Source organism: Alistipes sp. CHKCI003 (genome assembly GCF_900021155.1).
Classification (GTDB): domain Bacteria; phylum Bacteroidota; class Bacteroidia; order Bacteroidales; family Rikenellaceae; genus Alistipes; species Alistipes excrementavium.
Genome location: NZ_FCNT01000087.1, coordinates 1 through 15271, shown reverse-complemented (window position 1 = coordinate 15271; position 15271 = coordinate 1). Strand labels below are relative to the sequence as shown.

The window sequence follows — 15271 nt, the reverse complement described above, 5'->3', positions numbered from 1 at the left end:
GGCTGCGAACTTCCCTTATTTTCGAACGAGTTAAGATTATGGCACAAAAACCATCCATACCCAAAGGCACGCGCGACTTCTCCCCGCAGGAGATGATGCGCCGCAACTACATCTTCGACACGATCCGCGGCGTTTTCCGCACGTTCGGCTACGCCCCGCTCGAAACGCCCGCCATGGAGAACCTTACGACGTTGCTGGGCAAGTACGGCGACGAGGGCGACAAACTGCTCTTCAAGATCCTCAACTCGGGCGACTACGCCGCCGGCCGCTCCGGCGACGAGCTGCGTCAGGCGTCGAACATCTGCGAAAAGGGACTTCGCTACGACCTCACGGTCCCCTTCGCGCGTTATGTCGTGCAGCATCAGGGCGAGCTGACCTTCCCGTTCAAGCGTTACCAGATCCAACCCGTGTGGCGCGCCGACCGGCCGCAGAAGGGCCGCTACCGCGAGTTCTGCCAGTGCGACGTCGATGTGATCGGCTCGCGCTCGCTCCTCAACGAAGCGGAACTGGTCGACATCGTGGCCCGTGTGTTCCGTGCGCTGGGCATCCGCGTCGTACTCAAGATGAACAACCGCAAGATCCTCTACGGCATCGCCCAGACCATCGGCCATGCCGACAAGATGATGGAGATCACCGTGGCGATCGACAAACTCGAAAAGATCGGGCTCGACGCCGTGAAGGCCGAGCTGCGGGAGCGCGGCTTGGACGCAGCGGCCGTCGACCGGCTGCAACCGATACTCGAACTGAGCGGCAGCAATGACGAGAAACTGAATCGGTTGAGCGAGGTGATCGGCGAATCCGAGACGGGCGTGCGAGGCATCGGGGAGATGCGCACGATCTTCGGCTATGTCGAGCGGATGGGGCCCGGCCTCGCGGTTGAGCTGGACCTCTCGCTGGCCCGCGGCCTGAACTACTACACGGGCGCCATCTTCGAGGTGAAGGCGCTCGACTATGCGATCGGCTCGATCTGCGGCGGCGGCCGTTACGACGATCTGACGGGCATCTTCGGCATGCCCGATACGCCGGGCGTGGGCATCTCGTTCGGCGCCGACCGTATCTACGACGTGATGACCGCTCTGGAGCTCTTCCCCGAGGCGGTGAACAGTTCGACGCGGGTGCTCTTCGTCAACCTCGGACCCGAGGAGGAAGCCGCCTCGCTGCGGCTGCTGGGGGCCTTGCGCGACGCGGGCATCGCGGCCGAAATCTACCCCGAGAGCGCCAAGATGAAGAAGCAGATGGAGTACGCCAACCGGCGGGCCGTGCCTTACGTGGCCATCGTGGGCAGCGACGAGCTGGCCCGCGAGGTCGTTACGCTCAAGGACATGCGCTCGGGCGAACAGCGGCAGATCGCGTTCGGCGAGCTCGCCCGCGAGCTCGCCTGACCGCCTCCCTGCATTCGCCGCTGCCGGCCCCGTTCCCCGGCGGCGAATGTCGAAGCGGTGTATCCGGCCGCTCGTTGCGGCGGACGTTGCGTTGTCATCCCGCCTTCCGGCTCCCGGTGCGGGGGCGGGGAACGCAGCGATCCGGACAGGCGACCGCATGGTTCCGCCTGCCGCGCATTCCGAAAGCCGCCTCCGGGCTGCCGTTCTGCGCTTCGGTTGTTGCCTTTCGCGGTTCGGAGCCGGACAGCGCCTTCTTCCCGACCGTGCGCCGCCTCGATCGCCGGCGCCCCGCCGGCGGGAGGATAATGAATAATAAGAAATCGACCTTCAAGCAACTATTCTAAATTCAAACCGATGCGTCCGATGATCCTTTTTTCCGCCGTTCTGCTCGCTCCCCTGCTCCTTGCGGCGCAGGAGAGGCTGGCGATCTCTCCCGCCGCCGCACAGCAGAAATTCGATCGGGTTTTCCGATACCTGAACAATATCTATGTCGACGAGGTGGACATGGCTCCCTTGGCCGAAGAGGCCATTCGGGCGATGCTCGCCGAGCTGGACCCCCACTCGGCCTACCTTACGGCCGAGGAGATGAAAGCGTCCGCAGAGATCTTCGACGGCGAGTTCAGCGGCATCGGCATCGAATTCAACATCCTGCGGGATACGCTGCTCGTCGTGAATACCGTCGCCGGCGGACCGGCCGAGCGGGTCGGGATGCAGCCCAACGACCGCATCGTGCGCATCGACACGCTTCCGGCCGCGGGCATCGCGCGCGCCGACGTGCCGAAGCTCCTGCGCGGCCGCACCGGCACGAGCGTCGACCTCGAAGTCGTGCGGCGCGGCGAGCCGGCCCCGCTCCGTTTCTCGGTCGTCCGCGACCGCATTCCGCTCAACACGGTCGATGCGGCCTATCTGGCCGCCGACCGCACGGGCTACATCAAGGTCAACCGCTTCGGCCGGACGACGATGGACGAGTTCCGTGCGGCCTTCGCCTCGCTGGGCGGGCTCGACGCCCTGATCCTCGACCTGCGCGGCAACGGAGGCGGACTGCTGGATCAGGCGGTGGAGCTGGCCGGTTTCTTTCTGCCGCGCGGCGCCGTGGTGGTCTCGACCGAAGGACGGGCCGTCCCGTCCGTCGCCTACCGCAATCCGTCCGACGGAGATTTCGCCGAGGGGCCTCTCGCGGTGCTCATCGACGAGAGCTCGGCCTCGGGCAGCGAGATCGTGGCCGGCGCCGTGCAGGACTGGGACCGCGGCGTGGTGATCGGCCGCCCGAGCTTCGGAAAAGGGCTGGTGCAGCGGCAGTTCCCCCTGCCCGACGGCTCGGCCGTGCGCATCACCGTCGCGCGCTACCACACCCCTTCGGGCCGGGTCATCCAGCGGCCCTACGAGAAGGGCAAGCGCGAAGATTATTACCTCGAACACCTGCGCCGCTACGGCACGGCGCCCGACACGCTGGCGGCCGACGCTCCGGTCTATCACACGCTCCGCACGGGCCGCACGGTCTACGGCGGAGGCGGGATCGTGCCCGACCTGTTCGTTGCGGCCGACACGACGCGCATCACGCCCTATCTGATGCAACTCGTCCGCCGGGGCGTGCTGAACGAGTATACGCTCCTCTATCTGGACCGGCACCGCCGTGAGTTGGCGCGCGCCTACCCCACGTTCGAAGCCTATGCCTCGGGGTTCGCCGTAACGGACGCGATGCTCGACGAGTTGGCGGCGCTGGGCGAAGCGCGCGGAATAGCCCGTGCGGAAGAGGAGCTGAGTGTCTCGGCCCCTTTGCTGCGCCTGAGGCTGCGTGCGGTCGTCGCCCAAAAATTATTCGATGCGACGGCGTTCTGTCGTATCTTCAATGATACTGATAATGTGCCGTATAGCCTTGCTCTGGAGGTGCTGGCGGCATGGCCGCAGAAAGGAGCGCCGCTGCTCGAAAAGGGAAAATTAGATGGAGTAAATTTGTAGAGTTGTGTTTTTTTATGTACATTCGTAATACCAACACAACCCTAACACACAGTTTATTGTATGACATCTTCCCTGATTTCACCCCCTGCGAAGGGCAGTGAGGATTTCGGAGAACAGGTCCTCACGAAGGCGGTAAAGGCGGGCCGCCGGACTTATTTCTTCGACGTGAGAGCGACCCGCGGCGGCGACTATTTCCTCACGATCACCGAAAGCCGCAAAAAAACGAATCCCGACGGGACGTTCGTCTTCGACAGGCACAAGATTTTCCTCTATAAGGAGGACTTCCGCAAGTTCGGCTGCGGTTTCCGCGAAGTCGTAGACTTCATCAAGCGCAGCCAACCCGATTTTTTCGAACAACAGGAGCGCTGCGAAGAGAAGACCGGGGTCGAGATTTTCTGACCGGCCCCGACGGAAGCGAGAGGTTGTCTGACGAGAGTTTAGACAACCTCTCGCTCATTCGTGCCGCTGCCTGAGACCTGCCCCGAACGGGCGGTTCCCGAATGGGGCAATCTCCTCGCCGGACGGCTTTTTGCGATCGTCCGAGCGGCCGGAGACCGCGCTTCGGTTGCGCGGGCCGGCGTGACCCGCTTGTCGTCCGGTGCACTGCCGGATCCCTTCCGTTTCCGTCCTCGCGCGGTCCGGATCGAAATAATAGCTGAAACGCTTGCGGGAAAAGACATATAAATCGGGGAAAGAGGCCGGAATATTAAAATAATATATTTACATTTGTTCCGTAGAATAGAGCGAATCAATAGAAGTATGGCACTTTTGGATCGGGAACATTGTTCTTACGGCGAGCTTTTGACGAGGCCCGAATGGAAAAGGAAAAGAGAGCGCATTTTGATTCGGGATGGCTATGCCTGTCAGTTTTGCGGAACGACGGACCGGTCGCAATTGGAAGTGCACCACCGCCAGTATCGTTATGTGGAGCGGTTGGATACATTCGAAATGCCGTGGCAGTATCCCGACGAATGTCTGATTACCGCATGCAGGAGCTGCCACCGCAAGGGACACGCATTATATAGGGTTCCGAAAATAATTATCTAAACATATCGAAAAAATGGGTTGGTTTATAAGGAAAAAACGAGCGGCGGCCCCGCAGGCCGTCGCAACGGACCTCTCGGCGGACGGTCGGTCCGCCGAGCCGGACGTCTCTATTCCCCGTGAGAAATTCATATTGGAGACGAGGGCGGCGGACGACGATGCCCGATTGCCCGTTTACGGAATCTATCAGCGGTTTCAGGAGGATTGGGAGACGAAGGGATACAAAGATGCGACGGGTTTTCCGGAAACATCCTATCGGGAAAACCAAAAGCGCGTGATCGTGGACAAGTTGCGGCTGGCCATAAAGGAGGCCTTGCTGCGTTACGACGATAAGATCACCGAGATCGAAAGCCATATCAATCAGGCCGGGCAAAACGGGTTGGTCGAGACGCTCGAAAAGTACAGACAGGAGCGGATGAAGCTCGTCGCCCACCGGGGCGAACTGGATCTTCTGGATAAGGACGCCCGGGAAATAGGCGAGAAGACCAAGGCGATTTTGATTTCGTATGACATGGGATTCACCCGCGGTATGGTCTCTTTGAGCAATGAAATCGTAAATGAAATCATGAACCGATAGCTATGAGAGGCAAGTGGACCGAGATTTTGTGCTCGTTTGTCGGCTGGGACTGCGACATACTGAACGAATGCTCCGCAGCCAGCCGAAAGACCTTGCACCGCTATGCCGGCGCGATCGTTTTGCTGATGTTGCTGTGGTTCTACATCGGTTACGGGATGGCCAGCCGTTACTTCAAGATGGATTCCGTGTGGTCTCAGCTGGGTGTCGCAGCGGTTTTCTCGTTCATCGTCTGGATCATCGAGCGTCAGATCATACTGATCGTCGGCAGGAACAAGGCGGTCGGACGGGTCCGGATCGTGCTGGCCGTGATCATGGCCCTGCTCGGAGCGACGATCATCGACCAGACTTTGTTCGGGAAAGATATCGACGCCCAGATGGCGAAGGTCATCGAGGCGAGGACCGACGAACGATTCGCCTATCGCAAGAGAATCATCGAGGACGAGCTGGCGCGCAGCCGGATGGAGCTGGACTCTCTCGAAACGACGGCCGCCCTCTTGTCGGACGAGATCGGCAAACGCCCCATGATCAAGACGGTGCTGTATACCAAATCGGCGACGGGACACCTCGATTCGCTCGGCAATGCGGTGATGGCGACGGGTTATATCGAAGAGATGGTGCCCAATCCGAAGAGTCAGGACCGGGACCGGGTGAATCGGCGGATCGACGATATTCGGAGCCATATGACCTCGCTCGTCGACAGACAGCAGGCTATGCGGGAGGAGATCCGGAACGAGACGAAAGCCGACATCGGCCTGCTTACCGAATTGGAAATCACGTTTTCCGACGAAGTGCTCTTTTCGGGCTGGGCCAGCGGCTTGTTCTATCTCGCGGTTTTCCTGTTCTTTTTGCTCATCGAGACGCTCGTGGTTACGGGAAAGATCTATTCCCAGCCTTGCGATTACGAGGTGTTGGTCGAACATCAGCAGGAGAAAAGACGCCGTCAGATCTGCTCCTTGCTGGAGGAGAGGCCCCGGAACGAATAGAAAGCGCGCGTGCGAAGACGACGGGGCTGTCTGACAAGTTCCAGACACCCCTTTTCTATCCGTACCGCTATTCGGGAACTTTTCCGAATACGCAGTTCTCGGAGGGTTGAAATCCCCTGTTAGCCAACCCCTTTCGTGTCGCGCACCCTTTCCCGCCGCTTCCGCCGGCCGCCTCCGGGTGCGAGCTGCGGCCGTGCCCTCCGCACCGCGCGTGCGGAGGCCTCCTCGGATCCGCCGGCCGCCCGCTTCCGCCCGATGTGTGCGGATAAATCGGCCGCGAACGCATCCGGCCTTGCATTTGTTCGGGAATTCCGTTATCTTTGTCCTCCATTAGTATTCCGGTTATGAAGTTCTCCCACTATCTGCTGCTGACGCTCAAGGGCTGCGCCATGGGCATGGCGGATGTCGTACCCGGCGTGTCGGGCGGCACCATCGCATTCATTTCGGGCATCTACGAAGAGCTGATCGAGTCGATCCGCAGCGTCGGCGTCGAAGCGCTCCGGCTGCTCGCCCGGGGGCGCCTGACCGCCTTCTGGCACCATATCAACGGATCGTTCCTGCTGGCCGTCCTGCTCGGCGTCGCCATTTCGATCTTCTCGCTCGCGCGGCTGATGACCTACCTGCTGACGCACCACCCCATCGAGATCTGGGCCTTTTTCTTCGGACTGATCGTCGCTTCGGCGCTGCTCGTGGCGCGTCAGGTCGGGACGTGGAGCTGGCGGACGGGGCTGTCGCTCGCCGCGGGCATCGCCGTGGCGTGGTGGATCACGGTCGTCTCGCCCGCCGAAACGCCCGACGACTGGTGGTTCGTCCTCCTGTCGGGCGCCGTGGCCATCTGCGCCATGATCCTGCCCGGCATCTCGGGCGCGTTCATTCTGCTGCTGATGGGCAAATACCATTATATCATGCAGGCCGTGGGCGACCTGAACATCCCGGTGATCCTCGTCTTCGTCGCGGGTGCCGTGTCGGGCATCATCGCCTTCTCGCACCTGCTGTCGTGGCTGCTCAAGCACTGGCACGACTGCACGATCGCCGTGCTCATGGGCTTCATGCTCGGTTCGCTCAACAAGGTCTGGCCGTGGAAACAGACCGTGGAGAGCTACACGGACAGCCACGGACAGACGATGCCGCTCGTCGAGCGGAACATCCTGCCCGACACCTTCGAGCGTCTCTCCGGCTCCGATGCCCATTTGGGCGAAGCCCTGCTGCTCGGGGCCGCAGGCTTCCTGCTGATCTATGCCATCGAACTGGCGGCGAAGGCTGTCCTCGGCAGACGGGCATGAGACGCTTCGGGCTGGTCGGCCGTCCGCTCGTCCACTCGGCTTCGGCCCGCTACTTCGCCGCCAAATTCGAGCGCGAAGGGATAGCCGGCTGCCGTTACGACCTTTTCCCGTTGCGGGAGATCGGCGAGCTGCGCCGTCTGACGGACGAGATCCCCGACCTGTGCGGATTCAACGTTACGATTCCCTATAAACGGCGCATCCTGCCCCTGCTCGAAGCCCTTTCGCCCGAGGCGGAGCGCATCGGTGCGGTCAACTGCGTGCGGTGCGACGGCGGACGGCTGATCGGATACAATACGGACGTCGAGGGCCTGCGCGCTTCGCTGGACGAGCTGCTTGCGGACGATCGGCCCGAAGAGGCGCTCGTACTCGGCACGGGCGGCGCCTCGCAGGCCGTGCAATACGTGCTGGCCGAACGGGAGCTCCCCTTCGCGCTCGTGTCGCGCGATCCGCTGCGCGGAAATTTCACCTACGACAACCTTCCCGGCGAAGAGGTCGCCCGCTGCCGCCTGATCGTGCAGGCCACGCCGGTCGGCACCTTTCCCCGTGCGGACGAGGCGCCCCGTCTCCCCTACGACGCCCTCACGCCCCGCCACCGCCTGTTCGATCTGGTCTACAATCCGCCGCTGACCCGTTTTCTGGAACTCGGCCGGCAGCGGGGCGCCCGCACGATGAACGGCGAAAGAATGTTCGTCCGTCAGGCCGAGGCTTCGTGGCGCATCTGGAACGGCTGACAGCGTCCGGAGCCCCCCCCGTTTGGAAATGTCGCGCGGAATACCTATCTTCGCCTCCGCAAATCAGCCCGTGAACCGAACATGCGTTTTTCAGGAGGACATATCTATTGCGGTGCGAGGTGCGTCGTAGCGCGAACCTTCCGCAAGGTGCATGTGCACTGGTTCAGCGGCTTCATCTGACGGGCCGCCGCTCGCTCCGCGCGATCTGCGCGGGGAGCCTCTCCCTCTTCCGTCTCTCATTCGAATCATCCACGACCTTCCGCCGGCGGACCGGGCCCTCGCACGGCTTTTCCGCCGTTGCGGCCGGCTATGCTGCAACCGATTTATGTTCCGTATTCTCTTGCTTTTGTTCGCAGGCGCCTGCGCCGGTTATTTCGGCCGCCGGAGCGCCTTCGTGCGCCGGACGGCTTCCGGCATGCAGATCACCGTCTGCGCCCTGCTCTTCGTATTCGGCGCGTCGCTCGGCTCCGACAAGGGGCTGATCGCCGATTTCGGCCGTTTCGGCGGACACGCCCTGCTGATCGCCGTTCTGGGCGTCGCCGGCAGTCTGCTGGCTGCGGCCGCGGCCCGACGCTTTTTTTGGGGGAAAGGAGGCCGCCCGTGAAAGGTTCGCTGCTCGCTTTCGGCTGCTTCGCCGCCGGCATCTGGCTGGGAAAGGCCGATTACGCTCCGGCATGGATGCTCGGAGCGGCCGTGCCGTCCGTCCTGCTTTCGCTGCTGATTCTTCAGGTGGGGCTCGGGCTCGGCTCGAACGACGATCTGCGCTGCATGCTCCGCTCGTTCCGCATGCGGATGCTGCTCCTGCCCCTCTTCACCGTGGGAGGTACGCTGCTGTTCTGCGCTTTCGGTTCGCTTCTGCCCGGGACGCGCTCCCTGACCGAGTGTCTGGCCGCCGGCAGCGGTTTCGGCTACTACTCCCTCTCGTCCGTGATGATCGCCGAGCTCTACGTCCCCACGCTCGGGGCGCGCGCCGCCGCCGAACTGGCGGCGATCGCCCTGCTGGCGAACGTCGCCCGCGAAATGATCGCCCTCTTCTGTGCGCCGCTGTTCGTCCGCCGGTACGGAGAGCTTCCCGCGATCGCGGCCGCAGGCATCACCTCGATGGACGTCTGTCTGGCCCGCATCGTGGATGCGGGAAAAGGCGGGGGCGAACTCGTGCCGCTGTGCATCTTCCACGGCATCGTGCTCGAAATCAGCGTCCCGCTGCTCATCCAGCTCTTCCGCTGACGCAGCCGGCGACGCCTGCTCGGTGCGGGGCGTCAGCGGTGGCGGAGCAGCTGCTTCGCCCGCTCGTAGTCCGATTCGCAGACTACGAGCTGGGCGGGCGTGGCGACGGGGAAGTTCGCGGCCATATATTCGTTGCGGATCGTGGACTCGATGCCCGCACTGCCGAGGATCGACTTGGCGATCTCGGCTTCGGTTACGGTGTTGTACTCTTCCAGTACGACCAGTGTTTCGTCTCTCATGGCGTTGCTGTTTTAGGTGTCTCTAAAATTAAACGTTTTTCCTGAAAAAAGCAAGCGATTCCGCCCGTTGTTTTCACGAATTTATTGCTACCTTTGTAAGGATTTACAAAACCGATACCACATATGCCCGATTTCGTCCATCTTCACGTCCATACGCAGTACTCCATTCTCGACGGAGCCGCGGCCGTCAAGCCGCTTCTCAAGCGCGCCAAAGCGCTCGGGATGTCGGCGCTGGCGATCACCGACCACGGCAACATGTACGGCGTGAAGAACTTCCACGACACGGCCGCCGAGCTGGGCATCAAGCCCATCCTCGGCTGCGAGGTCTACGTGGTGAAAAACCGCTTCGAGAAGGACAAGGACGAGAAGGCCGGCGACCACCTGATCCTGCTGGCCAAAAACCTCGAAGGCTACCACAACCTCTGCAAGATGGTCTCCTACTCCTTCACCGAGGGATTCTACTACAAGCCGCGCGTGGACAAGCAGCTGTTGCGGGACTATCACGAAGGGCTGATTTGCTGCTCGGCCTGCTTGGGCGGCGAACTGCCGCAGGCGATCATGCGCAACGACATGGCTGAGGCCGAACGTGTCGTTCAGTGGTTCAAGGGGGTTTTCGGCGAGGATTACTACCTCGAAATGCAGTTGCACCCTTCGGGCGACCCGCAGAAGGACGCCGACGTCTACGAAAACCAGCTTCGGGTCAACGAGGCGATCCTCGGATTGTCGGCAAAATTCGGCGTCAGGTATATCTGTTCGAACGACGTGCACTTCATCCTCGCCGAGGATGCCGTGGCGCACGACCACCTGATCTGCCTCAATACGGGCCGCGATCTGGACGATCCGAACCGTATGCGCTATACGTTTCAGGAGTATCTGAAGTCGCCCGAGGAGATGGCGGCGCTCTTCCCCGACCACCCCGAGGCGCTCGCTGCGACGCTCGAAATCGCGGACAAGGTCGAGGAGTATTCGCTGGAACACGCGCCGCTGATGCCCAACTTCCCGCCTCCGGCCGATTTCCACATGCCGCTGGAGGATCTGAGGGCTTCGTTCGTCAAGAAAATCGAGGACGAGGAGCTGCTCGCCCGCATCGGGGCCTGCACGTCGGTCGAAGCGCTCGAAGCGCTGGTCGAGGGCGACAAGGAGCTGACCGACCGGCTGATGGTGGCCAAACAATTCTGTTATCTGAAGGACCTGACCTATCGGGGTGCGCACCGCCGCTACGGCGACGAACTCGGCGAGCGGGTGGAGACGCGCATCAGGTACGAGCTGGATACGATCGAATGGATGGGTTTCCCGGGCTACTTCCTCATCGTCTGGGACTACATCCGCGCCGCCCGCGAAATGGGCGTCTCCGTGGGGCCGGGCCGAGGCTCGGCCGCCGGGTCGGTGGTGGCCTACTGCCTTCGGATCACCAACATCGACCCGCTGAAATACGACCTGCTCTTCGAGCGATTCCTCAATCCGGAGCGTATCTCGCTGCCGGATGTCGACGTCGACTTCGACGAGGACGGCCGTGCCGATGTCCTGAAGTATTGCGTGAACAAATACGGCCAGAAGCGTGTCGCCCAGATCGTTACTTTCGGAACGATGGCTCCCAAGATGGCGATCAAGGACGTCGCCCGCGTGCAGAAGCTGGCCCTTTCGGAGAGCGACCGCCTGTCGAAGCTGGTGCCCGACAAGATCACGCCCGACAAGAAACACGGCGAGACGCCGTTCGACTTCGTATACAAGGAGTCGCCCGAGCTGGCCGCCGAGCGCGAGTCTCCCAACCCGTTGATCCGCAACACGCTCAAATACGCCGAGAAGCTCGAAGGCTCGATCCGCCAGACGGGCGTGCACGCCTGCGGCGTCATCATCGGGCAGGATGACCTCGAAAAGTTCGCTCCGATGGCCATCGCCAAGGACGCCGACCTGAACGTCGTCGAGTTCGAAGGCAAGGAGGTCGAGAGCGTGGGCCTCATCAAGATGGACTTCCTCGGGCTGCGCACCCTCTCGATCATCAAGGACGCCGTGCAGAACGTCCGGGACGTGCACGGCGTCGACGTGGCCATCGACGACATCCCGCTCGACGACGCTCCCACCTACGAGGTCTTCGCCCGCGGCGATACGACCGGCCTCTTCCAGTTCGAGTCCCCGGGCATGAAGAAACACCTGCGCAACCTCAAACCCAACCGTTTCGAGGACCTGATCGCCATGAACGCCCTCTACCGGCCCGGTCCGATGGAGTACATTCCCAACTTCATCGCGCGCAAGCACGGACTGGAACCCGTAACCTACGAGATCGCCGAGATGGAGGAGTACCTGAGCGATACGTACGGCATCACGGTCTATCAGGAGCAGGTCATGCTGCTCTCGCAGAAGCTCGCCGGTTTCACGGGCGGCGAGGCCGACACGCTGCGCAAGGCGATGGGCAAGAAGAAGCGCGACGTGCTGGACAAGATGAAGCCCAAGTTCATCGAGGGCTGCAAGCAGCGGGGCCACGACGAGAAGATCTGCGACAAGATCTGGAGCGACTGGGAGGCGTTCGCCTCCTATGCGTTCAACAAGTCCCATTCGACCTGCTATGCCTACGTCGCCTACCAGACGGGTTACCTCAAGGCGCACTACCCCTCGGAGTTCATGGCGGCGCTGCTGAGCCGCAACCTCGCGGACATCAAGCAGATCACGCTCTACATGAGCGAATGCATGCGCATGGGCATCCGCGTGCTCGGCCCCGACATCAACGAATCGCGCCGCAACTTCTCGTCGAACAAGGCGGGCGACGTTCGCTTCGGTCTGGCTGCCGTGAAGGGCGTGGGCGAGGCGGCCGTGGACAGCATCATCGAGGAGCGCGAGCGCAACGGCCGGTTCAAGGATATTTACGACTTCATGGAGCGCGTGAATTACAGCGTCGTCAACCGCAAGTGCCTCGAAAATATCGCTTATGCCGGCGGCTTCGATTCGATTTCGGGTTTCCACCGCGGCAAGTTTTTCGGCGCCGATGCCCGGGACGGCAGCGGCATCGCCTTCATCGAGCTGCTCACCCGCTACGGCCAGCGCTTTCAGGCCGAGAAGAGCAATGCGCAGCAAAGCCTCTTCGGCGGAGGGGGCGAGGTCGACATCCAGCGCCCGACAATCCCCGCCTGCGCCGACTGGAGCCAGCTCGAAACGCTCACCAAGGAGCGCGAGATGATCGGACTTTACCTTTCGGCGCACCCGCTCGACGAGTACGCCGTCATCATCCGCCACATGTGCAAGACGCAGCTTTCGGAGCTCGACAACCTCGAAGCGTTCCGCGGACAGGAGATCGCCGTCGCGGGCATGGTCGTCGGGGTGCAGAACCTGATGACCAAGACCGGAAAACCGTGGGGCAAGTTCACGCTGGAGGATTACAACGGAACCCGCGAATTCGCCCTGTTCGGCAAGGACTACGAGAATTTCCGCAAGTTCCTCTTCACGGATTACTTCCTCTTCGTCCGCGCCAAGGTCCAGCCGCGTCCTTACAACGACAGGGAGCTGGAACTGAAGATCCTTTCGATGGTTCAGTTGCAGGAGATGCGCGATACGATGATCAAGGAGATCCACGTCAGGCTGGCCATCGAGGAGATCACGCACGACCTGATCCGCGAACTGACCGAGAAGGTGCGCGAATCCGAAGGCTCGACGCTGCTGCATCTGAATCTCTACGACCGCGAAGCGCAGGTCGGACTGAACTTCTACTCGAAGTCCTACAGGGTCAGCCTCACCTCCGGTCTGGTCTCCTATCTGGACGACAACGACATCAAGTATACGATCATGTAAAAACCCATATTAAACTAAAATTCTTACAATTATGGCATTAGCAATCACGAACGAGAACTACAACGAAGTAACGGCCACCGATCTTCCCGTCGTCATCGACTTCTGGGCCGAATGGTGCGGTCCCTGCCGCATGCTCAGCCCCATCATCGAGGAGATGGCTGCGGAGTACGAGGGCAAGGCCGTGATCGGCAAGTGCGACGTGGAGGGCGCCGACGAGATCGCCGCCAAGTTCGGCGTGCGCAACATCCCGACGATCGTCTTCCTCAAGAACGGCGAACTGGTGGACAAACAGGTGGGCGCCTGCAAGAAGGGCGACCTCGTGGCGAAGCTCGAAAAACTGATGTAATGATCCGCACGACGGATTTTTACGGACTGCGCGCCGTGGAGTTCTCCAAGGGGGACTACACGGCGCTCCTCGTTCCGGAGGTGGGCGCCAACCTCGTCCGGCTGGCCCATGTGCGGCTGGGCGCCGAGCTTCTGCGCACGCCTGCGGCCGGCGAGATCGAAGCGTTCCGCGCCCGTCCGCATGTCTACGGCCTGCCCGTGCTTTTTCCGCCCAACCGGATCGCGGACGGGCGGTATACGTTCGGCGGCCGCACCTATCGCTTCCCCATCACCCTCCCCCGCGAACACAACTACCACCACGGCATCCTCAAGAGCCAGCCGTTCGCGGTGTCGAAGGCGTGGGAGGACGAGCGCGAGGCGCTCGTCGAGTGCCGCTACTATTCCAATGTCGCCAGCGATGCGATTTTCAGGGATTTTCCCCATCCTTTCAAGTGCAAGATCACCTTCCGTCTCTCCGCCGGCGGACTGCGCCACGAGATCCTATTCGGCAATAAGGGCACGGAGCCCATGCCCGTCGGCGCGGGCTTCCACACGCCGCTGAACATTCCTTTCGCCGGAGGCGTCGCGGAGGATTACGCGATGCGCGTCGCGGTCGGCGAACAGTACGAACTCGATGCGCGGGGACTGCCCACGGGGCGTCTGCTGCCGCTCTCGGAGCGCTTCGCCCGATTGCGCGACGGCGGATTGCAGGTTACGGAGTGCGACCCGATCGAAGCGGGTTTTTCGGTGCGGGAGATCGACGTGGACGGCCGTCCGTTCCGCGGCGCGCTGGTCGAGAATCTGCGCAGCGGCGTCCGCATTTTCTACGAAGCGGACGAGGCGACGACCTATTGGACGATCTGGAACGACGGCGGCCGCGTGCCCTACTGCTGCCCCGAGCCGCAGTCGTGGGCGACCGATGCCCCGAACGCTCCCTCGCCCGAAGCCGCAGGCTTCCGCACGATTCCCGCCGGCGGCAAATGGTCGATGCGCTTCCGCCTTTATGCGTCGTGCCGGCCGCCTCGGTCGCTGCATGCGTAATCCTGCGCCCTGCCGGATCGGACGCGCGCCCGCGCCTCTTTCGACGGGGGCGTCGCCGAGCGTCAGCGGCGAAGGCGGCAGGCACCGGAAGCAGAACGCGAGAAAGAGCATCCGAATGAATGATGCGGCGACAGCTTGCGAATTTCTCTCCGATTCGCGGATCGCAAACCGTTTGCGATCTGTCGGGACGTGATTCGGCCCTCGCGCCCCGCACGAACGGAGTGTGCGAACCGCGGATGCGACGTCGGTCGAAAGCCCCCCCCCTGCGAGAGCCTCCCTTCCGTCTGCAATCGACCTGTCTTCCGAATGCCCCCGCCCTATGCCCGGCAATACAGCGATTCCGGCACCTTTCGTCGCGCCGTCGGATTCCGCCCCGCCCCTAACGAGTGCCGGCCGACCGTCCGGCGGGTGTTCGGACGCCTCCCCGAAAAAGGTCTTCGAAACTCCCGCCGGCATCCCCGCCGACAGGGCCGTTTTCGGGTCGAACGCTCGTCGGATCTTCCATTCGAGCACGCATCGAATCGGCATAACCGGAAAACACACGTCGGACCGACTTTCGGCCGGATGCTTTCCGTGTCGCTCCGGCGGTATTCGTGCGGGGGGGGATGCGGGCCGGAATACCCCTCCGTTCCCGGCCCTTCTCACCGGATGCGGAAGAGGAAGGCGACCGCTTCACGGTATTTCGTACATTGTAATATGCG

General features: G+C 62.1%; 13 protein-coding genes. 12 read left to right on the top strand and 1 reads right to left on the bottom strand.

Going from position 1 to position 15271, the window contains the following annotated elements; genetic code table 11:
* The first annotated feature begins 38 nt into the window (after positions 1-38).
* The 9 genes from hisS to BN3659_RS11010 all read left to right on the top strand — a co-directional run bounded on the left by hisS (position 39) and on the right by BN3659_RS11010 (position 9186).
* Complete coding sequence (hisS, locus tag BN3659_RS11055; protein ID WP_171847759.1) at positions 39-1382, top strand: histidine--tRNA ligase; 1344 nt, start codon at positions 39-41, stop codon at positions 1380-1382.
* 354 nt (positions 1383-1736) lie between these two features.
* On the top strand, positions 1737-3341 hold the full coding sequence (locus tag BN3659_RS11050) for a S41 family peptidase (RefSeq protein WP_091536984.1): 1605 nt from the start codon (positions 1737-1739) through the stop codon (positions 3339-3341).
* 60 nt (positions 3342-3401) lie between these two features.
* Positions 3402-3740: a DUF3276 family protein gene (locus tag BN3659_RS11045; RefSeq protein ID WP_091536983.1), complete on the top strand. Its 339-nt coding sequence runs from the start codon at positions 3402-3404 to the stop codon at positions 3738-3740.
* Positions 3741-4401: 661 nt separating this feature from the next.
* Entirely contained in the window at positions 4402-4962 is a 561-nt protein-coding gene (locus tag BN3659_RS11035) for a hypothetical protein (RefSeq protein WP_091536979.1), read from the top strand.
* Positions 4963-4964: 2 nt separating this feature from the next.
* Positions 4965-5945, top strand: a complete 981-nt coding sequence (locus BN3659_RS11030; RefSeq protein ID WP_091536978.1) for a DUF4407 domain-containing protein — start codon at positions 4965-4967, stop codon at positions 5943-5945.
* Positions 5946-6289: 344 nt separating this feature from the next.
* Positions 6290-7228, top strand: a complete 939-nt coding sequence (locus tag BN3659_RS11025; RefSeq protein WP_091536977.1) for a polyprenyl-phosphate transporter — start codon at positions 6290-6292, stop codon at positions 7226-7228.
* Positions 7225-7959, top strand: a complete 735-nt coding sequence (locus BN3659_RS11020) for a shikimate dehydrogenase family protein (protein ID WP_091536976.1) — start codon at positions 7225-7227, stop codon at positions 7957-7959. Before BN3659_RS11025 ends, BN3659_RS11020 begins: the two co-directional genes overlap by 4 nt.
* Positions 7960-8284: 325 nt before the next feature.
* Positions 8285-8563, top strand: coding sequence for a LysO family transporter (locus BN3659_RS11015; protein WP_091536974.1), 279 nt, complete (start codon positions 8285-8287; stop codon positions 8561-8563).
* The gene (locus tag BN3659_RS11010; RefSeq protein ID WP_091536973.1) at positions 8560-9186 is read left to right on the top strand and encodes a LysO family transporter; all 627 of its coding nucleotides are present in this window, start codon (positions 8560-8562) and stop codon (positions 9184-9186) included. Before BN3659_RS11015 ends, BN3659_RS11010 begins: the two co-directional genes overlap by 4 nt.
* A gap of 32 nt (positions 9187-9218) precedes the next feature.
* On the opposite strand, the gene BN3659_RS11005 is transcribed toward BN3659_RS11010, so the two are convergent.
* Positions 9219-9425, bottom strand: coding sequence for a putative signal transducing protein (locus BN3659_RS11005; RefSeq protein WP_091536971.1), 207 nt, complete (start codon positions 9423-9425; stop codon positions 9219-9221).
* Between the two features lie 123 nt (positions 9426-9548).
* Here BN3659_RS11005 and dnaE point away from each other — a divergent pair, with 123 nt between their 5' ends.
* The 3 genes from dnaE to BN3659_RS10990 are packed head-to-tail and all read left to right on the top strand — an operon-like array spanning position 9549 to position 14570.
* Positions 9549-13205 carry a DNA polymerase III subunit alpha gene (gene dnaE, locus BN3659_RS11000; RefSeq protein WP_091536970.1) on the top strand — a complete coding sequence of 1219 codons (3657 nt, stop codon included), beginning with the start codon at positions 9549-9551 and terminating at the stop codon, positions 13203-13205.
* Between the two features lie 31 nt (positions 13206-13236).
* Positions 13237-13551, top strand: coding sequence for a thioredoxin (gene trxA / locus BN3659_RS10995; RefSeq protein ID WP_091536968.1), 315 nt, complete (start codon positions 13237-13239; stop codon positions 13549-13551).
* Positions 13551-14570, top strand: a complete 1020-nt coding sequence (locus BN3659_RS10990) for an aldose 1-epimerase (protein WP_091536967.1) — start codon at positions 13551-13553, stop codon at positions 14568-14570. The genes trxA and BN3659_RS10990 overlap by 1 nt, the downstream gene beginning before the upstream one ends.
* The last annotated feature ends 701 nt before the right edge of the window (positions 14571-15271 follow it).

Coding starts and splice junctions, on each gene's coding strand:
- hisS (WP_171847759.1), top strand. CDS start 39: ATGGCACAAAAACCATCCATACCCAAAGGCACGCGCGACTTCTCCCCG.
- BN3659_RS11050 (WP_091536984.1), top strand. CDS start 1,737: ATGCGTCCGATGATCCTTTTTTCCGCCGTTCTGCTCGCTCCCCTGCTC.
- BN3659_RS11045 (WP_091536983.1), top strand. CDS start 3,402: ATGACATCTTCCCTGATTTCACCCCCTGCGAAGGGCAGTGAGGATTTC.
- BN3659_RS11035 (WP_091536979.1), top strand. CDS start 4,402: ATGGGTTGGTTTATAAGGAAAAAACGAGCGGCGGCCCCGCAGGCCGTC.
- BN3659_RS11030 (WP_091536978.1), top strand. CDS start 4,965: ATGAGAGGCAAGTGGACCGAGATTTTGTGCTCGTTTGTCGGCTGGGAC.
- BN3659_RS11025 (WP_091536977.1), top strand. CDS start 6,290: ATGAAGTTCTCCCACTATCTGCTGCTGACGCTCAAGGGCTGCGCCATG.
- BN3659_RS11020 (WP_091536976.1), top strand. CDS start 7,225: ATGAGACGCTTCGGGCTGGTCGGCCGTCCGCTCGTCCACTCGGCTTCG.
- BN3659_RS11015 (WP_091536974.1), top strand. CDS start 8,285: ATGTTCCGTATTCTCTTGCTTTTGTTCGCAGGCGCCTGCGCCGGTTAT.
- BN3659_RS11005 (WP_091536971.1), bottom strand. CDS start 9,425: ATGAGAGACGAAACACTGGTCGTACTGGAAGAGTACAACACCGTAACC.
- dnaE (WP_091536970.1), top strand. CDS start 9,549: ATGCCCGATTTCGTCCATCTTCACGTCCATACGCAGTACTCCATTCTC.
- trxA (WP_091536968.1), top strand. CDS start 13,237: ATGGCATTAGCAATCACGAACGAGAACTACAACGAAGTAACGGCCACC.
- BN3659_RS10990 (WP_091536967.1), top strand. CDS start 13,551: ATGATCCGCACGACGGATTTTTACGGACTGCGCGCCGTGGAGTTCTCC.